At 30.9% G+C, this 26,622-nt stretch carries 15 protein-coding genes; 2 read left to right on the forward strand and 13 right to left on the reverse strand.

Annotation, left to right across the window (positions count from 1 at the left end; all coding sequences use genetic code 11):
• Positions 1-3: 3 nt before the first annotated feature.
• The 6 genes from BR82_RS0105220 to BR82_RS0105245 form a co-directional block, all read right to left on the reverse strand.
• On the reverse strand, positions 4-1,359 hold the full coding sequence (locus BR82_RS0105220) for a CCA tRNA nucleotidyltransferase (protein ID WP_027089332.1): 1,356 nt from the start codon (positions 1,357-1,359) through the stop codon (positions 4-6).
• Positions 1,349-3,322, reverse strand: a complete 1,974-nt coding sequence (uvrB, locus tag BR82_RS0105225) for an excinuclease ABC subunit UvrB (RefSeq protein ID WP_027089333.1) — start codon at positions 3,320-3,322, stop codon at positions 1,349-1,351. The genes BR82_RS0105220 and uvrB overlap by 11 nt, the downstream gene beginning before the upstream one ends.
• Before the next feature lie 156 nt (positions 3,323-3,478).
• Complete coding sequence (locus BR82_RS0105230; protein ID WP_027089334.1) at positions 3,479-4,924, reverse strand: S41 family peptidase; 1,446 nt, start codon at positions 4,922-4,924, stop codon at positions 3,479-3,481.
• A gap of 227 nt (positions 4,925-5,151) precedes the next feature.
• On the reverse strand, positions 5,152-5,982 hold the full coding sequence (locus tag BR82_RS0105235) for an N-acetylmuramoyl-L-alanine amidase family protein (RefSeq protein ID WP_027089335.1): 831 nt from the start codon (positions 5,980-5,982) through the stop codon (positions 5,152-5,154).
• A 31-nt stretch (positions 5,983-6,013) separates the two neighbouring features.
• Positions 6,014-6,979 (reverse strand): L-lactate dehydrogenase, encoded by a 966-nt coding sequence (locus tag BR82_RS0105240; protein ID WP_027089336.1) that lies wholly within the window; start codon positions 6,977-6,979, stop codon positions 6,014-6,016.
• Positions 6,980-7,104: 125 nt separating this feature from the next.
• Positions 7,105-7,926 carry a putative manganese transporter gene (locus BR82_RS0105245; protein WP_027089337.1) on the reverse strand — a complete coding sequence of 274 codons (822 nt, stop codon included), beginning with the start codon at positions 7,924-7,926 and terminating at the stop codon, positions 7,105-7,107.
• A 304-nt stretch (positions 7,927-8,230) separates the two neighbouring features.
• On the opposite strand from BR82_RS0105245, the gene BR82_RS0105250 reads away from it, so the two are divergent.
• Complete coding sequence (locus BR82_RS0105250) at positions 8,231-9,115, forward strand: hypothetical protein (protein ID WP_027089338.1); 885 nt, start codon at positions 8,231-8,233, stop codon at positions 9,113-9,115.
• Between the two features lie 134 nt (positions 9,116-9,249).
• Here BR82_RS0105250 and BR82_RS0105255 read toward each other — a convergent pair whose 3' ends face one another.
• The 4 genes from BR82_RS0105255 to BR82_RS0105270 form a co-directional block, all read right to left on the reverse strand.
• Positions 9,250-9,495, reverse strand: a complete 246-nt coding sequence (locus tag BR82_RS0105255; protein ID WP_027089339.1) for a hypothetical protein — start codon at positions 9,493-9,495, stop codon at positions 9,250-9,252.
• Between the two features lie 145 nt (positions 9,496-9,640).
• Positions 9,641-16,108, reverse strand: coding sequence for a discoidin domain-containing protein (locus BR82_RS15160; RefSeq protein WP_161635121.1), 6,468 nt, complete (start codon positions 16,106-16,108; stop codon positions 9,641-9,643).
• A gap of 388 nt (positions 16,109-16,496) precedes the next feature.
• Positions 16,497-20,321 carry a leucine-rich repeat protein gene (locus BR82_RS16280; protein WP_051592747.1) on the reverse strand — a complete coding sequence of 1,275 codons (3,825 nt, stop codon included), beginning with the start codon at positions 20,319-20,321 and terminating at the stop codon, positions 16,497-16,499.
• A 196-nt stretch (positions 20,322-20,517) separates the two neighbouring features.
• Positions 20,518-21,000 (reverse strand): hypothetical protein, encoded by a 483-nt coding sequence (locus tag BR82_RS0105270; protein WP_027089340.1) that lies wholly within the window; start codon positions 20,998-21,000, stop codon positions 20,518-20,520.
• 152 nt (positions 21,001-21,152) lie between these two features.
• Between BR82_RS0105270 and BR82_RS0105275 the strand changes: the two genes are divergently transcribed.
• Complete coding sequence (locus tag BR82_RS0105275; RefSeq protein WP_027089341.1) at positions 21,153-21,623, forward strand: hypothetical protein; 471 nt, start codon at positions 21,153-21,155, stop codon at positions 21,621-21,623.
• Positions 21,624-21,763: 140 nt separating this feature from the next.
• On the opposite strand, the gene BR82_RS0105280 is transcribed toward BR82_RS0105275, so the two are convergent.
• From BR82_RS0105280 to BR82_RS15180, 3 genes are all read right to left on the reverse strand, one after another.
• Positions 21,764-22,087, reverse strand: a complete 324-nt coding sequence (locus tag BR82_RS0105280) for a hypothetical protein (RefSeq protein ID WP_027089342.1) — start codon at positions 22,085-22,087, stop codon at positions 21,764-21,766.
• A 46-nt stretch (positions 22,088-22,133) separates the two neighbouring features.
• Positions 22,134-22,667 carry a thioredoxin domain-containing protein gene (locus BR82_RS0105285; RefSeq protein ID WP_027089343.1) on the reverse strand — a complete coding sequence of 178 codons (534 nt, stop codon included), beginning with the start codon at positions 22,665-22,667 and terminating at the stop codon, positions 22,134-22,136.
• 64 nt (positions 22,668-22,731) lie between these two features.
• The coding region (locus BR82_RS15180) for a discoidin domain-containing protein (RefSeq protein WP_147590213.1) at positions 22,732-26,622 on the reverse strand (3,891 nt) is incomplete at its 5' end.

Raw genomic sequence — 26,622 nt, forward strand, 5'->3', positions numbered from 1 at the left:
AATCTACCTACCTTTTATCATCCTTAATATTGCTGGTTTATCATGACCTCTTAACTGAAGATCATATGCCCAATCTAACAGTTCACGATATTTCGATGACTCTTTGATTCCTAAGCTTTTTAAATCATTTCCATTAACTAATGGTTTTTTTGCTGTCGTTCCTAATCGAGCCATTTTTTCTTTCATTACACGATCAAAATTATTAATACTTTCATGTTCATCTTTGTATCTACCTAGTTTATCACATTTTGTTATTAAAATTAAGTCTTCTATTCTAATAATTCCGTCAATTTCTTTTAAAATTTTTAAATAACTATAATCTTTAGCACCATTTCTAACGATATTCATTAAATGCATATGATAATAAATAATCGTTTTAATATAACGTTGTAGTTTTTTATCAGGAATGAATGCTTTTAATTGCTCATTAAAAACTTTTACTCCAGCCTCATTATGTTTTGGGGCATGACCTTCTTTTGTGGTGACAAGAGGCTTGCCAATATCATGGAGTAAAGCTCCCCACATAAAACCTAACGGATTACCTGTCTTTTGACAGCACAGCGCAGCTAAATCTGTTACTAATAAAGTATGACGCCATACATCTCCTTCAGGGTGATAATCTAAACGCTGCATTGTTCTTGATAATACATCTAAACATGGAAATAGCGCATTTATTTCTTTTAGAAAAGATAATCCAATTGATGGATGATTACTCAAAAGTAATTTGTTGTATTCTTGAAATACTCTTTCATTGCTTAAATTCTCTAGTAATCCTTTTTTTACCATTTCTTTACATATTTTTTTAGTTTCTGGCTCAATATAAAAGTCAAACCGAGATGCAAACTGAGCTATCCTTAAGACCCGAAGGGGATCTTCAGGAAAGGTTTTTCGATCTACCATTTTCAAAGTTCTTCGTTTTAAATCATCAAGACCATGATAAAAATCATAAATTTTACCTGTTTTCACTTCATACATTAACGCATTGATCGTCAAATCACGTCTTGAAGAAGCTGCTTTAAAATCTAAATCTTTATCGACTTCAACTTTGAAATCTTGATGATATTTGCCTACTTTTTTTTCTGTTCTAGGAAGTGCAAAATCATAATTTGTCAAACAATCTAATTTTAAAATTCCAAATGACTTACCGACACAATTTACTTCACCATATTTATTCAAAATATTTTCTAACTGTTCAATCGTCAAACCATATATTTCAACATCAACGTCATGATAATCAACTTTTCCATAAAGCAGCATATCACGAACTATTCCTCCGACAAGAAAAGCACGACCATTTAAGCTTTCAATATCCTTAAAAATTTCATTTACGGGATAATCAAATTGAAATTTATTTTTCACCCTGCAACTCCAATATGATATCTCTTAATTCCATGGCTCTTTCAAAGTCTAATACTTTTGCAGCATCTTTCATCTGTTTTTCTAGTTCATGAATCATTGCCTGTTTATCTTTCTTATTTGCTTTACGGCCTTTTTTTACAAGGCTTGCAGCATCATCGATAACTTCTTGACCACGGATCGCATCACGAATTTCTTTATGGATCGTTGTAGGAATAATATTGTGTTCTTTATTATAAGCATCTTGAATTTTACGACGTCGATTGGTTTCTTCAATTGCATATGCCATCGATTCGGTAATTTTATCACCATACATGATTACTTCACCATTACTATTACGAGCAGCTCGACCAATAGTTTGAATCAATGAACGGTTACTTCTTAAAAAGCCTTCTTTATCAGCATCAAGAATACAGACCAAACTTACTTCCGGTAAGTCAAGCCCTTCTCTAAGTAAATTGATTCCTACTAGAACATCATATTTGCCTAATCGTAAATCTCTTAAAATTTCTGTTCTCTCTAATGTTTTAGTATCACTATGTAAATAAGCAACCTTAATTCCTAGTTCTTTTAAATAAACACTAAGATCTTCAGCCATTCTTTTTGTCAATGTTGTAATTAGTACACGTTCATTTTTATTTTGACGAATTTTGATTTCATTGATAATGTCATCAATTTGATCTTTAGTAGGCCGAACTTCTATTTTTGGATCAAGTAACCCTGTTGGTCGAATAATCTGCTGAACGACCTGATTATTTACATGTTCTAACTCATAATCACCAGGTGTTGCAGAAACATAAATTACTTGATTAATTATTTTTTCAAATTCTTCAAACCTTAACGGACGGTTATCTAAAGCGCTAGGTAATCTGAACCCATACTCAACAAGAGTTTCTTTACGCGAACGATCACCGTTATACATTCCTCTTACTTGAGGTAACATAACATGACTTTCATCAACGATCATTAAAAAATCTTTAGGAAAATAATCAATTAAAGTATATGGTCTTTGTCCAGCTTTACGGCCATCAATATGGCGAGAATAATTTTCGATTCCTGGACACATACCTACCTCTTTTAACATTTCAACATCATGTCGTGTTCTTTGTTCTAAACGTTCTAATTCTAATAACTTAGTTTCAGCTTTAAATTCTTCTAATCGTTTTTCTAATTCAGCACTAATAGTATCACAAGCTCTTAAGATTTGTTCCTTTTTAGTAACATAACCATAAGCAGGATAAATCGTATATGTATTATAAGAAGCTAAAACATGTCCGGTTAAAGGATCAACCTCGGTTATTCTTTCCACAGTATCGCCAAATAATTCTATTCTAATTAAATAATTTTCACTATGACCTGGAACAATTTCAATCACATCACCACGAACCCTAAAAGTACCTTTAGTTTGTTCAATATCATTACGCTGATACTGACGATCAACTAAATATGTTAATAGTTCTTTACGATCAATATCCTGATCAACACGTAAAGCAAAAATCATTTCTTTATATTGTTCGGGATTACCAAGACCATATATTGAAGCTACTGATGCTACTACAATAACATCTTCCCGTTCAATTAATGAATTCATCGCAGCGCTTCTAAGCATTTCAATTTCATAGTTAGTTTTAGCATTTTTGTCAATATATAAATCTCTTCCTGGAATATAAGCTTCAGGTTGATAAAAATCGAAGTTGGAAATAAAATATTCAACTCTATTTTCTGGAAAAAATTCTTTTAATTCGGAATACAATTGTCCTGCCAATGTTTTATTGTGAGCTAAAACAAGTGTCGGTTTATTAACTGCAGCAATAACATTAGAAACAGTAAAAGTTTTTCCTGTTCCTGTTCCTCCTAATAAAACCTGTTCTTTTTTCCCTGCCTTTACACCAGCTACTAATTGTTCAATTGCTTCTATCTGATCTCCCATGGGTTTAAAGGGAGAAACTAATTTAAATTGATGCATTTATCCACCTCCTATAAGTCTTTTCTATTATATCAAGAAAACAACCAAGTTAAAAGAATTATACCCATGACAATAAAAAACATAACTCATCATATGATTATATAACATTTTTCTAATTTAAAAAGAAGAGCTAATAATTTACTCTTCTTATCTCAATTACATTATCTCTAATAATTTTTTATACTGATTATCATTACTTATATCATTAATATAAATCAATATTTTACTTATTAATACATTCTTGTCATTATCATCATAGATGCCATCTATGGTTAAATTATTAGCACTTTCAAACTGTTTTAAACTTTCAACTGTATCACTAGAAAAATAACCATCTTCTCTTTTACAATCATAACCTAATATTTTTAACCCTTTTTGCATCGTTAAAACACGATCATCAACACAATCATAGCTTAAACTCTGATCAATAGCCTTGGTCGAAATATCACTAATATCAATATTTTCAACTAAATAATCTGGTGTCAATCCTTTTCCATTGATCCATGTTCCACTTGGCAGCATCCATCTAGCATAAGTATATTTCAAAACAGAACCATCACTTAACTGTTTTTGTGTCTGAGCTGTACCTTTTCCATATGTTTGAGTTCCAATCAGCTTAAAATCACATAATTCTTGTAATGCACCAGCAACAACTTCTGATGCTGATGCAGTATCCCCATCTACCAAAATATAATTATTAGCAAAATTATATTTATTTCCATCGCCTGCTTTAGTTTTTTGAATAGCCCCATTTTTCTCTTTCATCTGATAAATTGTCTTACCCTCATCAACAAAAAGATCAAGTACATCATTAGCAGCTACTAAATAGCCTCCACCATTACCACGTAAATCAATGACTAAGTTACTTATCTGTTCATCAACAAAAGAACGCAAAATATTTTCGATTTCTTCACCTGTTGTTGTACCAAAAGTACTGATTTCAATATAGCCAAATTTCTTGCCATTTTCTTCTCTTATTTCACCATTCACCGCTGTTTCTACACTGCCACGTTCTACATCAACATCAAAAGTTTTACCATCTCTTATTACCGTTAACTTTACCTTAGTACCGGCCTGCCCTCTTACAAGTTCTTTTACTTCATCCGCACTCTTACCTGCAATACTGGTACCATCGACATCAGTAATAGTATCACCTACCTGAATATTACTTTGACTAGCTGGACTGTTTTGATATACTTTAGTAATAATGATTCCATTATCTAAAGAAATATAAGCAACCCCGATTCCATCAAAGTTTCCTTCAACGCTTTGATTAAAAGCAACAGATTCTTCAAAAGTAAAGTAAGATGAATGTATATCACCTAAGGAATTAACTAATGCGGCAATTGAATTTCCTTCAATATCAACTTCTGTATCATTGGGATTATACCAATATTCATTTAAGATTTCATATGCTTCATCTAGTAGTGATGTATCTGTTCCATTATTATTAAAACTTATATCTGTCTTTTTTACTATATAACCTGAAACAAACCCAATTCCTAGACAGATGATCATTAAAACAATAAATATTGTCTCTTTAAAATGACTCTTTTTTACTACTTTTTTAGGTTTTGGATTTGGTCGAATAAAATCATCCATGTTAACACCTCACATTGTTATATTTTAGCATATAATCTAAATAATTTTTAGTAAAAAATCAAAAAAACATTATTCTTTATAATTAATCATTATCTCCATTATCATTTCATATATTCTATCAAATCATCTAATCTTTAAAACACGACATAAATTTATAATTGATATAGAATCAAATTATTCCCCAGGCAATTATTATATTTATCAAAAAAAAGATTCATTTTGAATCTTTAATTCATATACTCATTAATTCCTTTAACTATTCCACTTACAATCTTATCTTGATAATTACTATCAGATAATAACCGATCCTCCTCTGGATTAGATAAAAAACCCATTTCCACAATCGTTACTGGAACTTGACACCAGTTTATCCCACTCATTGTATCGCTAATCATAACACCACGATTTTTAGCACCAGTTTCATTACATATATTATTTAAAACACTTTTTGATAATGCTTGTGAAGCATCAGCAATTTGATGACAGTATTGATTTGAAGTAGAAGGTGCTATTGTTAAAGCTCCTTTAGCTCCGCTTGAACTGTCACTATTACAATGGATCCGAATAAAAGCCCCAGCATTATTTTCATTAGCAATTTTTGCTCGTTCACTATTTGACATGTCAACATCCTGACTTGTTCTAACCATAATAACTTGGTACCCGCTAGCTTCTAATTTATCTTTTAATTTAAATGCTACTTCTAGATTTATTAAAGATTCTAACTTTCCAGTGACAACGCCGGTTGCTCCGCTTGTCACTTTTGCTTTTGTCTCACTAGCACCTGGTCCAATTGGTTCTTGTTCATTATTACCATAACGCTGATGTCCAGCATCAATTACAATTAAACGACTATTTCCTACGATTGGTAAACTTTCCTGTGGTAATGATTCATTTACTGGTTCTTCTTTAGCAATAACAATTTCTCTTGAATCTTTTATAAAGCTATTTCTTTGTTCCTTTACAATATTAGTATCATTTATCACTGTATCTATTTGTTTTTCCTGATTGCATCCTACTACAAAAAATAAAATTAGGAAAACACTGAGTACCTTTTTCATTTTACCACCTGCTTTCCTAATTATTATATCATTAACTATTAATAATTGCTTCTAATTCCGTATCAATCATTTCTTTTAATGTTTCGCAGCTTTTATCAAATTTTTCCTGGTCAACATTATTTAAAGATAATGGTATGACTTTAGCTATTCCTTGTCGATTAATAATTGCTGGAACACCAATATATAGACCCTCTTGATTATATTCCCCCTGCTGATATGCTGAAACAGTTAATATCGCATTTTCATCTCCAAATATTGCACTAATCAAACGATTTAATGATAACCCTATTCCATAATAAGTTGCATTTTTTCTTTTAATGATTTCATATGCTGCTTGTTGCACCTCTTTGTATATATTATGCAGCTGATTCATATCAATATTCATTTCAACGATATATTCCATCATGCTTTTGCATCCAATATAAGTATTCATCCATGGTACAAATGATGAATCACCATGTTCTCCTAAAATGTAAGCATGAATATTTGTTGAAGAAATATTTAAAAATTCACTCAATAAATATCTAAGTCTAGCAGTATCTAAAATCGTTCCACTGCCAATTACCCTATTAGCTGGTAAATGAGATACTCTTTGCACAACATAACTCATTAAGTCCACCGGATTACTAGCAACAATAATTATTCCATCAAATCCCGTCGCCATGATCGATTGGGTAATTGATTTCATGATCTTAGCATTGATACTAGCTAGTTCTAATCTTGTCTGTCCCGGTTTTTGAGCAGCACCGGCCGTTATTACAACGATATCTGCATCTTTACAATCATCATAGTTTCCAGCTTTTACTTTTAAACTGCTTTTGCTGTAAGGTAATCCATGGCTTATATCCATAGCTTCACCGATTGCCTTTTCTTGATCAATATCTATTAAAACTAATTCATCAATACCTCCAGTATTTAATACTGAATAGGCCATTGACATTCCAACAAATCCTGTTCCTATTAATACAACCTTTTTTAAATCGTCATCTTTTTTCATTGCTTAGTTCCTCCTTATACCCTAATAATAGTATTTATAGCTAAAATAATCATTTAATATGCACTTTTATTTATTATTTCCTAAGATAACATAATAATACTAAAAAAGTAGTCATTTTTTGACTACTAAATCATAATAATTGATATTACATAACCAGCTGCTATTGCCACAACATACGAAATAAGTAAGATCTTTACCGAATTCTTTTTGTCTTCATTATACCTTAAGAGTGCTAAAGTTCCCACTCCGGCACTTGTTGTTAATCCTGTAAATAAAGCTCCAAATCCTAAACCACCACTTACATACAGTTGTGTTAAAATAACTGATCCTGCACAGTTGGGGATAAAACCAATGATTCCAGCAATAATTGGTTGAAAGAACCAATTTGTTTGTAATAAATTACTCAAATTTTCTTCACCAATGCCACTTATAATAATAGTTAAAATAATGTTAGTCAGCAAAATAAAAATAAATATATTTAATGTATGCTTTATCGCAGGTATGAATATTCCATTTTGACAACCGCAATCACATGGCTCAATTTGTAAATATTCATAATTATCACGATTTTTATGATTTATGTGATCAACTATTAATCCTACTACTGTTCCAAGAATTATTTTTATAACAATTAATAAAACTAACATTTGCCACAAATCAGGGTGAATCGCTAATATTGCAAGAGCTTCATCACTGGTTGCTATAAAAATAGCTAACAATGTTCCCATTGTAAGATAGCGCATTGAATATAACTTAGCAGCTATAACTGAAAATCCACACTGAGGAATACTTCCTAATATCGATCCAACAAAAGGCCCAACCTTTCCAAATTCCATTACTTTATTAATTACATCTCGATTAGAAAGATATTCAACTAACAAACATGCTAAAAATAAAACTGGTAATGCCATTAATGATTCTTCAATTGGTTCAATTAATATTTCCATTTACACACTCCAATCTTTTTAAGTTAGCTTATTTTATCACAATATTAAATATTTTCAAACTTTTTACTATTATACATAAATATAAACTTTTTTATAAGTCCAAAAAAGCGAACATTAACTACACAATTAAAATTTATATTATAATTAAAATATATTTAATTGCGAGAGTAATTACATAACTATGGGATAATATCTTGATTAGAAAGGATGTGAATAAATAAGAATATAATATTACATTTTATTACAAATGATACTTTTTATTTTATAGTTATGTAACTCTAATAATGAAAAGGAGAATATTTTTATGAAAAAAATTATCGTATGTTTATTTTCAACAATGCTATTTTTTAGTTCTTATACTAATGTTAGTGCAGCTCAGTTATCACAATTAGAAAAAAATACAGTAAAGCAAATTACTAACACTTCTACTAAAATTGATCAAACACAATTCTTAACTGTTCATCCTGATGATGAAATAATTAATGGTATGTCAGTATCTTTAATAAAACACAATATATCTGCTCATCGTCAAGATAATGGTAATGTTATTATTACTATTAACGAAACATTACATACAGTAAGAGGTTATTATGAACATTTGGCAACTGATGCAAATGGGGAAAACTTCATACCAAATAAAAACACAGCATACTATACACTAAATGAGGGAATTAGTACAATTTCTCTTAATGCCGATAGCGTTTCTTTAGATGGCTATGTCTATTTAAAAGCTGCTATTGCCCCAGTAAATGGTGATTCTATACTAAGTCAACGTTATTACAAAATACCTGTAGATTACAATAATTATAAAACTACTAATACTAAAAGTTATCTTCCATTAAATGATTTGGGACAATACGCTCCATGTTTCAGTGCTCAAGTTGCTTTTTTTAAAGCTAATGCTACAAAACTAACTGATAATAGTGTTGAAGTTATTATAAATGTAAGTAGTTCAAATACAGATCTATGGTTTAAACATTTAGCAACAAGTAAAGATGGCGATATTTTTATGCCACAAAAAAATTCATGGTATCATATTTCATCTGATCCAATATCAGATAAAACTTATAGATTAATTTTACCAGAAAACTGTGTTTCATCTGATGGATTTGTATATTTAGATATATTTTTTGATTTACCAATGGGAATGAGCAACATTGGTTCTATAAAACTAATAATTGAAAGTTAATAATTAAAAATTGGGATAGTTATAGCAAGCTATAGCTATTCTTTTTTTATATCTCTTTGATAATAATTTTTATAAATAATTATAAAAAAAGATGATTTTTTAAGAACTAACTTAATTCAATCATCACATTTTATTTATTTTTGTTTATTCAATTTACTTAAAATCAAACCGATTCCTAAAAATAATATTGTAAAACCAAGGAATCCACCAGAAGTAGAAAGCAGTGTTTTTAAAACTGTTACCCACTCATCTAACATTGATACCCCATATTCTGCTGCAGATTCAGTTAATCCAATAAATCCGTCAACCGTTAAAAATATAGTTATAATTAGAAATAAAGCTGAAAAAACATAAAATAATATTGCTGATTTACTTTTCAATTTAAACACCCCTTACATTGAATATTTTAATATAATTAAACTTTTTAATCAATAAAACAAAAGAGGAATTATTCCATATAGGTCAAATTCCTCTTTTTTAATTAGATAAAACCTACAATTTTTAAAATATATAATACTTTAAATATTAATTAGATTTTTTTCTTTTTTTTGCTCCATAGATCATTGCAGAAGCTAAAGCTAATCCAGCAAGTGAAGTCATCATGCTAGTTGAATCTCCAGTATTGATGCTTGCTGTTGTATCTCCTGAAGCTACAGGAGTTGTAGCTGCATCATTTGCTACTAAGCTATTGATTCCAGCTTCTAATCCTTCAATTGCTGCTGCCACTTCTTCTTGAGTCGCATTTTCATTTCCTAAAGCTGAACGAGCAGCTGTTAATGATTGTACAAATAATCCCCATGATTCTTGAGTATAATTTGCAGCATTTAACGTTTCAGCTTTGTTGATTAAATCTTGTAATAAATCTTTATTTGGAATTAATCTTAATGATAATTGAGCTCTAATTAATGCTTCATAAGCGTTATCTACCTCTGTTTGAGTAGCATTTGAATCATCTAATACTACCTTAGCATTTGCTAATGCTTCTTCTAATTGAGGCCAGCTTGCTTCAGTGTAAAGACTGCTGTCTAATCCTGTTAATTCATCATATTTAGCTTGTAATCTAGACTTATCAGCACTTAATACTAAGTTTGAAATTGCGTCTTTCAAGTTATTTAATGCTTCATTAACATCACTTTCTAATGCATTTTCATCATTCATGACATCTTTTGCAGCGTCTAATGCTTCTTGTAATGCTGTCCATGAATCAGTTGTATAATTTCCTTCTTCATATTTTTCAGCTTCATTGATCAAGGCATCTAATTCACTCTTATCACCTTTTACAAATTCTAGCATATGAATAGCGTTAGCTAGACGATAGAATGATGTATCGATTGTTGTTTGATCTGCACTTGAATCAGCTAAAATTGTTTCAGCTTCAGCTAATGCACTTTCAAATTCAGCAACAACAGCTGGTACAACATTATTTAATGCACCTTGTTCTTTTAATGTATTAGCTGTATCAACAGCGATTTGTAAAGCTACTTTATTAGTTTCTACAACTTCGTCTTTTGCAAGACCATAGAAGTTTAATTCTGCAATAGAAGCATAAGCATTAAGTCTATCACCTAATGATTCGATAGCGATAAATCTTACATATCTAGCTTCTACTGTGTCAAATTTAATTTCTTTTGCAACTCCAGGTTCTTCTATTGAGCTACCATCGTTTGCAATATAACCTTCAACTACTGGTGTAAAGATCTTATTTTCACCTTCATCAGTACTTACTTCAATTCGATAATGTGTAATATGTCCATTTCGACTATTTTGACGTGCTAACATATCTACTTGTTCTAAGTTATATACTGCACCTAAATCAATAGTTACATATTGAGGTAATGAATAGCCACTATTATAATTTGAATGCCAAATTGTGTCTTTATCACCATCAATTACATAACTTGCATCTTCTTTTTCTACTGCTGACATACTTGATTCATCATAGCGGCTCATTCCTGATTGAGGGATTAAGTTCAAGCTAGATGGTTGATCTGTATTAGATCCTTTAAATTCAAGTTTATTTATAGCATTAACAATATTAATTGTTGCACTATCAATGTCAGATTGTGTTGCCTCATCAGAAGCAATTAATTCTTTAGCTGCATCAACTGCTGCTTTAACTTGATCATAGCTTTCAGTTGTGTATAAGTTTTTATATAAGCTGTCAAATTTTGCAATTTGTTCATCTAATACTGATGTATCAACACCAACTGCAACTTCTAATTCAGTAGTTGCTTCAAATTGTCCATCTTCAGAAGTTGCTGTTAAAGTAACAGTTCCTTCAGAAATACCTTGTACTGCATAAATATATGTGTCTTCCATTGGAATCTTAATTACTTTTGCAATACTTTCATCACTACTTGTAATATCATAGAATGGATTACTTGCATTATTTGGAGATACTGTAGCAGACACTTCTGCTAAACCACCTACATAAACTTTGCTAGCACTTGATTCATCAAATTTGATACCTGTTGCATTAACTGCACTATCAGTTACAAATTCAATTTCACGTAATGATAACATACGATTTGATTCACTACCTGTAGTAGTTCCTGTAGCTGTTCCAGTACTTGTCATTGGAGTAATTACAACACGATCAATATTAGTAGCTTCAGCAGGTACTGTAAATACAAATTCATCTTGTGCAGAATCGTATGTACCTAAATCATATTCAGTATCACCACTATAAGCTACAGCTTTAATACTTGTTACACGACCGTTACCACCTGTACGGTTATATACTGTTACTGTTTTTAATGGTTCAGCTTTGTTGAATTCAAAATTCATATCTGTAGGAAGTTTAACTTCTTCTGCGATATCTCCAGATTCAGGATAAGAAGTTAAATACCATTTAAATTCAGCAAGTGTTCCACCTTTATCACCATCTAATAATAAATCACGCCAATTTGATTGTTGCCATAATTCATCACCAGTCATGTTTTCTTTAACATCATTACTGAATGTAATGCTTGCAAAATCAGAAGATCCTAAAATATTTTTAGTTTCTGGTGCTGTTGGAACTTGTGTAATATCAATTAAAGCATCTGCTTTAGATAAATCTTGTCCAACTACAACTGCTCTAGTTGCTTTAGTATCCCAAGTGAAATCAGCATTAGCTTTGATTGTTACTTTTGCGATACTTCCTGTTCCATTAATCAAATCTTGATTTCCAACATTTGTAAAGCATACATAGTTATCTACAGATCCATCTGAATGGAATCTAGTTTTTGAGAAGTTTCTCATGAATACTGTTTGTAATGAAGCTGAACCAAAATTAGTTACTTCAAATAAATCAGTATCAACTGGCATTTCAACACTAAATGCATTTACGTTCTTTAATCCAATTCCGTAGTAATTTAATGTTACTGTATCACCAGCTTTAATATCTGTTTTTGAAGGAATGATTTCAATCTTACCTTCAACGCCACTAGCAGGATTAGTAATTTCATCACCTAACATACTAGCAACATATGCAATATCATAAGCATCGATAATATCATTATTATCAATGTTTCCTAATGTTGAATAATCCCAATCACTATCAACTGGTTTTAATCCAACATAGTTTTCATAGAATACTAAATCGTTATCATCTACAGCACCTGAGTTATTTACATCTCCAACAACCCAAGCATCTGTACCATCTAATTTATATGGTGTAATTTCTGAAGCTGAGAAGAATCCACCTCTTGAAGATAATACACTCAATTTTAAGTAACGAGCTTTTACTCCATTTAAAGGCATTTCTTTAATATCATCAACATCCATACTGCTGCTGTATGTCCATGCTTCATTAGCATTTCCGTCCCATACTTTAGTATAGTTGACACCATCTAAACTTGCATAAACATCCATACGATAAACAGTACCATTACCTTTATTATCCATACGTGGCTGATAGGTTAATTTATCAAGCTGGTAAGCTGCTCCTAAATCTAATGTTAACATTTGATCTGGAGTTACGGCATTTGTAGAGTGGAACATTGTATTAGTATCATGGTCAAATCCACCTTCTAGATCACCCCAAGAATCACCATATTCCCATGTTGGAGTAACAGTAGGAACATTGCGATATGGATCATCAGCAGTTTGGATCGTAACTAAATCTGACCAGTTAGAATAATGTCCATTAGCAGCTACAGTACGTACACGATAAGTATGGTTTGTTAAATATGATAGATCAACTTGTGTATAAGTTGTATCTGTAATATTTCTTAATACTGTACCATCTACTTCAATATCATAGCTAACAGCATCATCTACAGCATCCCAAGCAACTGTAATTTCAGCATCAGTTTTTGATACTTCTGCTAATCCTGTTGGGACAGCTAAACTTTCATCTAAAACATCTTCACCTAAATCTTGTTCATTTTTAAATCCATTAACGTTTACTGTAAAATCATAAGCAGTAATGTCTACTTTTTCAGCAGATTTTACATATAATTTAGGAGTTGTTGTATCTTCGATATCAGCATAAGTAGTTCCTTCTGTAGCATAATCTTTAACGATTACTGAAGGATTTGGATTGTAGAAGTATACGTTATCTGTTGCAGCATCGTATTCTTCTTGAGTTGTAACTTGTCTAAATGTTACATCTTCACCAGCTACATTACCAGTTACGCTTGTAGGTGCTTCAGATACATTTACAACAAATTCAGTAGATCTTTCTTTTACCATTCCAGAATAGCTTCCTACTGATTTATTAGCTTTTAAAGTTGCAGTTCCGTTTTCTACATCAGAAGTTAATAATGTAGTAACAGATGCTCCGCCTAAAGTTTTTCCATCATCTTCATATGCTTCAAATTCAGATGAACCATATGGATAGAATTCTACAATACGTTGAGATCTATCTAGACCACTTGTATTTGTTTCTGAAACAGCTTCAGGGTTATTGTTTTCTGGATACATTGGAATAATAGATCCATTTCTTACAAATACTGGAAGTTTCCATATAGGAGCATCAAAGTTATTTAATACTTGTCCACCTCTATATTGTTGTCCTGTAAAGTAATCAATCCAAATATCACTTGTTGAAGGTAAATAAATATCATTTCTGATATCATTTCCTTGTGCATCAGCATTTGTATTTTGATAAATAGGTGCTACGATAAAATTATCGCCCCACATATATTGATATTGTGTACTAGTTCCTAGAGTATAAGCATTTGCTTCTTCTAAGAACATTGCTCTTATCATTGGCAATCCACCTTCAGCAGTAGCTTCATGTGAAATTGTGTTGATATATGGCATTAATTGTGCCTTTAATTTTAGATATGTTCTGTTGATAGAAGTAGCATCTTCACCAAGTGCCCAAGGTGATTTTTGGTTAGATCCCCAACCATCCATATCTAACATATAAGTAGTAAATGCTTTCCATTGGAAATCACGTGTTTGAACTGTTGAATTTCTTCCACCAAAAATTCCATCCATATCACTACCAATATTTGGTTGTCCTGATAAAGCTGTTCCAATATAAGTTGGAATATGGAATCTTATGTATTCCCATTGTCCACCAGTTTGGTCACCGCTCCAGATACCACCATAACGTTGAGTACCAGCCCAACCATTTAAAGTAACAATGTTTGGTTTTAATCCTGATTTTGATGCGATTGCATCATAAGCAACACTAATACCATTTAAAGCCATTGAATATCCAGCTCCAACCCAAGCAACGTCAGTTTTTACTGAGTGAACCCCAGCTTCAACTTCTTTATAAATATCACGTTCACCTTTTTGTGGGTTAGATGAATCTGCAGGCCATAAATTTGATTGAGTCCACAAACCAGTTTGAACCCCTTTAGAAATTGCATAATCTGCAAAGTTTCCAAGATTTTCAATATCTCCGGCTTGACTATCTGTTTGACCATAACCACAACCATAACCATCGTTTGGTAAGAACCATCCAAGTGGCATATCATTTTCTTCATGGTCTTCGATAATTTGTTGAGCAGTTGTATTAGCATCACCTAATAATGTTTCTTTTTCTCCACCATTATCAGATTGTGATTCTTTATACCATTTGTCTCCTAATTTAACTGCTCCGCTTGTTCCTTCTGGTACTTCTAACCAGTAGTCACGGTTATAACAATTTAAATGTCCTAAATATGAAGCATATTCTGGTAATTCAGCAGGATTTCCTGTTAATTCATAATAATCACCTAAAATATCAACAGGTTCATCATCAACGAAATAATATGCATCAAATCGTTTTTCATTATGAGTAGTAGTTACTACATTACCATCATTTGATCCAAAATCATATTCACCAGGTTTCCAAGTGTTTCTTACAACACCATATCCATCTGTTGACCAATAGAATGGATTAGGACTAGTTACTGATTTATCAACCCATGTATTAGTAGTAGCGATTTTAATTGTTTTTCCTTTGTGTGAAAAACGTCCATTTTGTGTTCCACCACCAAAGAAATACTCATCTTCGTCAGTTTTTAAAGTCTGAATTGTACTTCCTGTCTTATATTTTAATGGTGCAGCTTCTTCCCATACTACTGTTCCATCTGCCTTCATTAATTTTATTAATGTTTGAGCTTTATTAATTTCAATTTTGATTTTTTCAGTTGAAATTGTAACAGTTGTATCAGTTTCTTCTAACGTAGGAACAACATTATATTCACTTTCATATTGTTCGTCTGTTTTATTTGTAATAGTTGCTGTATGATCACTACTATTTGCGACTGGATATTCTCTAAATGGTTCACCTTCAGGTGCCATATACATTCTAAATACATTTTGTTCTAAGAATGTAAAACGAATTTTTTCACCAGTTTGGATTGTTAAATCTACTTTATTCCCATCTAATACCGCAGAAGTAACAGCACCTAAAACATTGTATCCTGCATCATCTGTAGCTTGTGTAATCTCATTCGATAAAGCATTTTTTGCAGCCAATCCCATCATTGATGTACTAACTGTTGAAAGAGATAATACTGCCGCTAATGATAATGCACCTATTTTGTGAATTGTTTTTTTCTTCATCTTGCTTCCCCTTTCTCTAAAATAACAAACATTTAAACCCATTTAATTTTTTCTAGTCAGCCCTCCTTTTCTAAAATTAAAAAATAATTAAAAATTATTTTTTAATTACTTTATTAATAAAACAATACCCTAATTTACCATCAAAAATGGTAAATTTTCGGCGATGATAAATACAAATCTTCATCATAAAGATTTTAATCATCTGTGAATTATTATATCTAATAAAAAAACAGGTGTATTTAGAGTGATTAAAAATTATTTTGAACTTTTTAACAAATAATTAAACTCTATAAAATTCACAGCTTATTTTTATGACAACTATCCCATATTTTGCTATAAAAAAAGACAATTCAACCAATAAATTGCCTTTTATTTTAACTTTCCGTTATTACTTCATTCCTTCTAACATATTTCGATCAAGTTTATATCGCAGTCCTAAGTATGCTTTAACTAATGTCTCATAAGCATTATCTGTCTCATCCTGAAGCGCATTTTCATCCGCAATTATTTCTTTTGCACTATTAAGTGCTGTTTCAAATTGTTGCCATGATTGTACGCTATATTTACTTTGATCTAAACCATCTACTTTATTTACAAAACCTATAATTGTATCTTTAAGAGCTTTTAATCTTAAATTCAGATATCCTCTAACTAGTTCTTCATATGCATTATCCGTCTCTTCTTGGGTTGCATCTAAATCATCTAATACAGCTTTAGCAGATTCCATCGGTTCTGTTAATCCCGCTAAACTTACAGGTGTATATAGACTTCTATCTAATTCTTCTATCATATCATAAACTTCTTGCAATCTTGTTTTATCTGCTCTTAAGACTAAATTTTCAATTGCTTCAGCTAAATTATTTAAAGCTTCTTCTACTTCAGTTTCTGTAGCATTTTCATTTGCCACTACTTTTTTAGCAGCTGTTAATGCCTCTTGTAATACTGCCCATGAATCAGTTGTATAGCTTCCTTCTTGATATATTTCAGCATTACTGATCAAGGCTGTTAAAGCTGTTTTATCTACTATTTTCTGCATTTGAGAAATAGCAGTATTTATATTTTTAACAGCTTCATTGATTAGGCTAAGATCTTGACATTGATCATCAATTAATGCTTGAGCATCATTTAAAGCGTTTCTTAAAGCAGTAACGCTTTCTTCTAAATATTCACTTAAATCACTATTTAATATTTCATTAGCATTTGTTATAGCACTTTTTAATTCATTTGTTGCTGTAACTACATATAATGCATCACTTGCTTCAATTAATTCATTTAAAACTTGATCAACAGTCTCATTAGAAATATTATCAGATTCATTTTGAAGTAAAAGTTCAGCTTTTTCAATTATTTCTTTTAATTGTGAAAACTCTTCTGGTGTATAATTTTCTTCTAAATTTTTACATTCTTCAAGTTTTGTTTGCAATGTTTCTAATAGCTCTTGAGATGCTCTTTCTACTAAATTATCAATTGCTTGTCTTAACAATTCAACTGCTGTATCAATATTTTCTTGAGTTGCATCTTTATCATTAAGCACTGCTTCGCCATTAGAAACTGCATCAGCTAAAGCCGTATAACTATCTTTAGTATAAATATCATCTTTATTTTTAGCTTCATCAATTAAAGCTTTTAATTCATCTGTATTTAATTCAAATACAGTTACTAAGCATGTAGCTTCCTTACCACTAACTGTAGCTACAGTGATGATTGCTTCACCAGCTTTTTTAGCAATTATCGTACCATCTTCAACAGCAGCTACTGTTTCATCACTCGAAGTCCAGCTAAGTGTCGTATCTTCAGTGGTATTTTGTGGATTTATTACCGCAATCAATGTTTCTGTTTTACCGGCCTTTAACACTAATTCAGTTTTGTTTAATTGTACAGATTCAATTGGAATTGTTTTTTTAATTACTGTAACTTCACAAACAGCTGTTTTACCATTAATAGAAGTTACTGTAATAATAGCTTTACCAGAAGCCTGAGCTGTTATAGTACCATCTTGACTCACTGTTACTACTGATGGATCATCAGATTCCCAAACAAGTGTTTTGTCATCAGTAGTATTACTTGGATTGATTGTAGCTATTAATGTTTCTTTTGCTTCTTCCTCAAGAATTAATTCTGTCTTATTCAAGGTAATACTTTCAATTGGAATAAGCACTACAGCTGGATCAACGGTCACTTTACATTCAGCTTTTTTCCCATTTACTGTTTCAACAGTAATCGTTGCTGTACCTTTTTTTACAGCCGTGACTTCTCCATTTTGATCTACTATTGCTACATTAGGATTACTTGATTTCCATGTTAATTCTTTTGAATCTGTTGTATCACTTGGGTTAATTGTAGCTCTTAACAATTGTGAAGTCCCTTCTTCAAGAGAAATAGCTGTAAGATTTAAGGCTACTGACGTAATTTCACTAATTACAGTTACATTACAAGTATCACTAATTCCATTACTTGTTGTCACTGTAATAATTACATTACCTGGTTTTCTAGCTGTTAATACTCCAGTTGAACTAACAGTAGCTATTTCATTATCACTTGAAGTCCAAGTTAATTTTTTATCTTCAGTTGTATTAGTTGGATTAATTGTTGCTCTTAAAGAACTAGATGTTTCTTTTTTCATAATTAGTTCATTTTGATTTAACTTTATTCCTACAATTGGAGTATGTTCATCATTTACAGTAACATTACTAACAGCACTTAATCCATTTGCTGTTTTTACAGTAATTATAGCTTCACCTTCAGATACACCAGTCACAACACCATTACTATCTATTGTTGCAACAGCAGTATTACTTGATGTCCATATTAATTGTGAGTTATCTGCAATTGTATATGGTGATAAAATTGCTACATATTTAGATGAATCATTAACATTTAATGTTAATTCTACTTTATCTAAATTTATTCCTGTTGTAATTAATGTAAAAGCGTATGAATTTCTTCTCATATATAGATGAGCTTCTGAATCTTTTATTACTGAAGCCACTACTTTAGGGGAATTTGAAAAAATTCGGCTACCTATTTCACCTGATCGAATAGTATCTGGAAAAGTAACACTTCTTAAATTCATACAATCTGCAAATACTGTATCGCCAATAGTTTTTACTCCATTAGGAATTACTATTGTTTCTAATTTATCACAATATCTAAATAGACTTGTTGGAATTGATGTTAAATTTTTTGAAAGTTTTACTTCCTCCAAACTACTGCAATAACTAAATGTAGAAGTCCCTATTTCTCTTACTGAATCAGGAATTATAATACTCTTCAAGCTTACACAGCCACTAAAAACATTATCACCTAGTGATGTAATATTTTCTGGAATCTCTATTGTTTCTAAAGATGAACAACCACTAAATGTTGCATTTCCTATAGAAATAATTGATTCAGGAATATTAATTTCTTTTAATGATGTACATCCACTAAAAGCAGCATATCCTATTCCGGTTACACTATTTGGTATTATAATACTTTCAAGACTAATACAATCTTGAAAAGCACTTTGGCCAATACTAGTTATAGTGTCTGGTAACAAAATCTCTTCTAGTCCTAAACAGCCTTTAAAAGCGCCAGACCCTAAAACCTTTATCCCATCAAAAAGATGAATACTTTTAAGCCCTACACAGTTTGAAAAAGCGTTTCCACCAATAGAAGTTATTGTATTAGGGAGAATGATTGTTTCTAAAGATTTACAGTTTCCAAATACCATTCCGCCAATTGTCTGAATGCCCTCAGGAATTTCAACATTTTTTAAACTCGTACAATCAAAAAAAGCACCATAAGAAATTGCTTTTATTTCATTAGGAATTTTTAAGTTTTCAAGACTACTGCATCCTGCAAAAGCATATTGCCCTATAGAAACAACAGAATTTGGAATTATCATCGTCTGCATTTGACTGCATTGTGAAAAAGCATAATTTTCAATCGTTGTAACTGTTTCCGGAATTACCAATGATTCAATGCTTTTACATTCTGCAAAAGCTCCATATCCGATTTTTTTAACTATTTTCCCATCGATTTTTTCTGGAACAACTAGACTTTTTTCACTACCACTATAATTTAAAATAGTAATTGTATTTTCATCAATTAATTCATAAGAATAATCCCCACTTATGTTATTAGCATAAACAGCATTATTATCTGTACTACTAAAAATAATTACGGGTAATGAAATTACGAATACTAAAAGTATCTTTAATAGTTTTTTCATAAGTCCTCCTTCTTTTAAAAATCTATTGTTCTTATCTTGTTATATGGTTCTCCTATTATTCATAACAACAAACAAAAAGAATCAATAGTCATTTATAGTATATATTTTTATAGTTTTGCTGTAAACGTTTTCCATAATTCTGATAAACATTTAACTAAAAACAATAAAAGTATATTGTTTTTTCAATATACTTTTGCTACTTTATATCTTTTTCTTTAAATGAATATCCCTGTTTTTCATAATATTCTTTAATCTTTTTCAATGAATATTTATCATTTTCTATAAAGTTCTTTTGTTCTTCATCCGCTTCTAAAGCTTTATCTATATCAACAAGATTATAATTCCACTTTTCCTCAAAATCAAAACTTGTATCAGTAACATCAGCTTCTACTTCAACACCATCTATTTGATCGATCATCGTTTGTCGATTAATAAAATCTGCTAGAATATTATTATTTGTCTGCGTTTTTTCAAGATTATCATATTTATATTTAAAAACACCTGCTATCAATGTTTCATCCTCACTATTATATTCAAGCTTGATCGTTGAAGAAAACGTTTGCTCTCCCATTGTACTATCGAGCGTACCAACAAGTCTCTTATCTGCTGTTTGTTTTGATGTTCCACACGCAGTAAGTAAAAAACTTATCAAAATTATTATCCAAATCTTTTTTTTCACTACATTTACCTATACCATAAATTAATGATATTTTTCCTTTCATATTACTAATCTTATTATATAATATATCATATCTAAAACTAATAAAACAATCATTGTTATTTCAAAAAAAATATATATAATTAAAAATAATAACATTTTTAGGGGGCAATATGAAAAAATTTATAATTATTATACTATCGTTTATATTATGCGCTTGTACTACTACTTCTAGCAGTTCAAATCAAAAAGAAGCAGTTATTGAGCTACAGCCAGGCAATGGTGCTGTCAAAAAAATTCCTATGCAGGATGTTTTTGATAAAATGGCTAATGATGAAACTTTTGTAGTCCTTTTGTCACAGACTTATTGCAATGCTTGTTTAAACTTTTTTATGGAAACTGATGCTTATACTGAAGAAATTGGTTTGACTTTATGGGACATTATTCTTGATGATGAAAAAACTAGTGAAGAAGAAAATTTAAAGTTAATTAATGAAAAATTAGGTGATTTTTCAACAACTCCTTCAATATATTATGTTGAAAATGGAAAAGTAAAAGATTCATTATGTGCAAGTAATGAAAAAGTAGACTTAGAAAGTTATAAGAAGTTTCTTATTGATAACAACATCATTGAAGATAATTAATATATCTACACTTTTTAATAGAACTAGAAATTTTAATATAGAAATAAATCATGAAAAATTTTCCCATACCTTATTGTTACCACGTGTTTAACACGTGGTATTTTGTTTTACAATAAAATAATTTTATATTTATAAACAGCTTATTCTGCTGTATCTTTCTTAGATTCGCTATTTTCATTAGATTGTCGTTTAATTTTTTTCTTTTTTAAATTAGCTATGTCATCAACTTTACCTGGTAAATTTCCTAATATCATTGCAATTCCACAAAGAATACAAGCGAAAGCAAAAAAACCTCCAGCTGCTGCAAAAATATTTTGTAATACTGTAGACCACTCATCTATTAAAGAAATATCATATTGAGCTGCTGACTCGGCTAATGAAAAATATGCACTAACCCCCATATAAATCGAAATTGCTAAAAAAATAACTGCTAGTATATAAAATAATATGCTTCTTTTTTTCAAAATAATTCTCCTCTCTATTATAGAATAATTTATATGATTTATGTCTTTATTTTCTATCAATTTGGTTCTCTCTTACCCATTGATCAATAACCTCTTCTTCAATTCCTAATGTATAAGTATCTAAATAACTTTTATTTACCCCCTTCTTGACATAAAAAACACCTGGTGTTGTATAGAATTCCTCAAAATATTTATGAATTATTTCTAAATTTTCTGCCTCTGTAGCATTTTCTAAATCTAAGACAACCTGATATATAATTACATGATGGTTCTTTAAATAACTATCTAAAATAGCATGAAGCTGTTTACAATACATACAATAAGTTGTCGCAAAACATACCGTAAACGTTTCTTTATTAGCCATCTTTTCTTCCATCTGGGCCATCGTAATATTTATAACTTCCCCAGAACTTGTATCGCGTGGGTAATCTTTAATCTCTGCTTTTTGTGGCTCTTCTGTATCCACTTCTGTTTCTGGCTCAATAATAGTACGATTAGCAAGGTCTTTCTCTGATTTTCCTTGGCACCCTCCAATCATAAAACAAATTAGCATGATTATTACTATTCTATAAAGTTTCATCATCATCCCTCACTTATACTAAAAGAAGAGTGAAGTATCTTCACTCCTCTTTAGATATTATCTACTAATCTTCTTTTCTTTTTTTACTCAAAACTAAGTAAGCCATCGCTGCTAGAGAAGCACCTAAAGTAGTTACACTTGTGAAGCTAGTTGTATCTCCTGTTTTTATAGCACTTTCTTTTACTAAGTTGTCACCAGATTTTATCGTAGTTTCCAAATCAGTTGGAACAGTCGGATTGGCTGGAAGTTTTGGTGTTGTAGAATTTCCAGAATCAGCAACAGCTAATCCCTCAATTGCGTTATTCAATGCAGCATATGCAGCATTAACAGCTTTTTGATCAGCAGACTCATTGTCTAATGTTGCTTTTGCAGCAATCAATTGATTATTTAATACAGCATATGTTTCTGCAGTATATGAAGCTGCATTTACTCCTTCTGCTTTCTTAATTAAATCAGCTAATAAATCTTTATTTGGTTTTAATCTTAAATCAACAAATGCTCTTACTAATGTATCATATGCTTCGTTAACTTCATCTTGCATAGCATTTTCATTTGCCAATACATCTTTGCTTGATTGTAAAGCTGCAGCGAATGGTTCCCAAGTAGAAGTGATATATTCATCAGCAACTAAATCTTCAACATTAGCTACAAAATTTTCTAATAATGATTTATCACCTTTAATAAAGCTTAACATATGCATAGCATGTGCTAAACGGTCAAATGAAGCATTGATTTGTTCTTCAGTAACATCTGTAGACGCTAAAATATTTTGAGCTTCCGTTAATGCCGCATTAAATTCATTAACAACAGCTGGAACTACATTAGCTAAATCTTCTTCTGTAATTTGGCTTGCAACATCAACAGCGATTGCTAATAATGTCTTATCTGGAGTAATAATTGGTTCTCCGTCTTTAGTTACTGTAATTTCATAAGTTGCAGTAATATTCTCATCAGCAGCAGAAATTAAAGTAATTGTAGCTTTACCAGCTTTAACTCCATACGCTTTATAAATTGGATATCCATTTTCATCAGCTAAAGTAACGATTTTAACAACGTTACTATCAGAACTTGTTACTTTGAAGAATTTATTTGGTGCATTGTTTGGTGTTACTACAGCATTAATATCACTTAGTTCACCAACTTTTAATTTAGTAACATTAGTATCAGCTGAAGCAATTTTTTCAACATTAACTTCTTCAACATATTTTAATTGCACTTCACCCAAAGTAAGCATATGGTTATCTTCACTACCAGTAGCTGTTAATGGTGTTACATCAACCCCTGTAACAGTCTTATCAGTATCCCATGCAAATACAAACTCAAAACCTTTGTTTTCAAGTGTAATTTCTTCAGATTTTGTACCATCTTCAAAAATCAATTGAGCTTTAGCACTAGTTAAATATCCATTTCCTTGAGTTTGTGAATTAAATACAGAAACCTCATTTAATTTAGAAGGTTCTTTCAAATCAAAATGCAAAGTCATTGGTAATTTAACATGTTCTGGGAATTTACCATCAACATAGTTGGATTCAATATCCCATAATAATTCAAATTCACGACCAAATGATCCATTAAATAAAGTAGCATAAGAATTATATGATCCATTTTGAATAAATCTATTAACATTTGTTCCATCATCTACTGGATAATAGTTATTCGTCATTGTAATATCAAAATCATCAAATTCATAATAAGTCTTAGTTATTGCAGGAACTTCTGGAATTTCTGGAGCATTTGCAACATCTGATTCAACAAAACTGTAGTTAGGTCCAATTAAAGTTACTTTACTTAAATCTACTGCATCAGCAACTGTAATGTCTTCTTTTGCAGTCATCGTAATCGTTGCAACAATTCCACTTCCATTATAAACGTCTTTATCGCCTCTATTAGCAAATGCCATATTTACATATGCTGTTCCATCATCATATACTTTATTTACTGTCAAATCTTCCATTGTACAAATAGAAGCATCTTGTTTAATAGAAACATATTCAACTTTGCTAGGATCATAGTTAATAACTTGACCAATAGCATTTAAATTCTTAACGTTATCAGTATATACATCAATAGTAAATGTTTCCCCTGCTTTTACTGTTTCAGCATTTGGAAGTAACAATGCATTACCAGATACAGATCCTCTCTTAGTTGTTCCACCATCTAGTTTAAACATTGTAAATGCATAATCATAAACGTCATAGATATCATTCATGTTGATATCCATACCATAATTTTTAACTTGATTTGTAAAGGTTGGATCATCTTTAATAGATAAACCTTTGTAATTATTTAAGTTTGTATAATCACTATCAGTTACTTCTGTTCTTCCTTGAATTGAAATACTTCCTACCGCAAATGGACTAGTGCCATCTTTCTTGTAAACATGTAATCCATTAGCTGAGAAATAATCTCTAGTAGTTTCCAAAATCGTTAATTTAACATAGCGTCCAACTACATTGTCGCCAAAATTAACAACCTTAGTTGTTTTGTCATAAGCCCATGGATTCTCATTTCCATCAAAGACTTTTTGCCAATGTTCTCCATCCAAGCTGACAGAAACATCCATTTTTGTGACAAGACCTGCATAAATCGTATCACCTATAAAGAATGGTACAAATTCAAATTTATCTAATGCATAAGCATTACCATAATCAAATACAATACTATTATTTCCATTCGTCATCGGTGATTGGAAACCAGTAGTCTCATCATCATGATCAAATGCGTTTGACATACTTCCATATGTAACGCTATTTGGCCATTGAATATTTGTAGCATCAAGAGTATTTCTCCATGGATCAAGTAATGTCTTAACTCTTAGTTCATTACTCCATGCAGAATATCCCTCAGCATTTACAGCACGTACTTGATATGTATGTTCTGAATCATAAGCTAACTCTGTATGTTTGAAACTATTGATTGTACCTACAGAATTCAAATTACCATCAATTAATAATTCGTAACTTGTTGCACCTTCTACTGTATCCCAAGCTACATTAATACTTGTTGGTGTTATTTCTTCTTCTGGAGCTACCAAATTAGCTGGTGTTGCTAAATTTTCATTTAACTTATCAGCAGCAACATTTCCTTCGTTAGCAAATCCATTAACTACTAAAGTTTGAGCGTTATCATCAACATTAGTCTTAGGGAATGATACATATAATTTTGGTGTCGTTGTTATTTCTGTATCTTTGAATGCTTCCCCATCCATTGAATATTTATTTAAGTTTGGTGCTTCATCATAGAAGTATACTGCTTCATTGTTTGCTGCTGCTTCTTCAAATTCTTCATATGAACCTACTTTTGTTAACTCTACATTTGTATTTCCATTTTTTGCTGTTAATCCTGTTGGTTCTTTTGATACATTTACAACAAATGTTGTATGTCTGTTTGCATCATATCCTTCATATGTCCCTTTTGATGCTCCTATTGTCAATGTTGCTGTATCGTCTTCAACTTTTGATGTGATATGTGTTGTTACTTCTCCTCCATAATCACGTTCATTTGTTGCTTCATCATAATTTAATGTGATTCCATCATCTTCTACTAGATCATATGATGTTTCTCCATGTGGATAGAATTCTACGATTCTTCTTGTCTTATCTAATCCTTTTTCATTTGTTTCTGATACTGCCATTGGATTATTATTCTCTTCATACATTGGAATAATAGATCCATTTTTTACAAATAATGGTAATTTCCATATTGGGGCATCAAAACTATTAATAACCTGTCCACCAAAATATTGTTCACCAGTAAAATAATCAATCCATGTATCAGATGTACCTGGTAAATAAATATTATCTCTAACATCATTTCCAACTTCATCAGCATTTGTATCTTGATATACTGGTGCAACTAAGAAATTATCACCAAACATATATTGATATTGTGTTGCTGTACTGTAAGTATAATCATTTGCCTCTTCTAAGAACATCGCTCTGATCATTGGAAGTCC

The organism is Thomasclavelia saccharogumia DSM 17460, from assembly GCF_000686665.1.
Classification (GTDB): Bacteria; Bacillota_I; Bacilli_A; order Erysipelotrichales; family Coprobacillaceae; genus Thomasclavelia; species Thomasclavelia saccharogumia.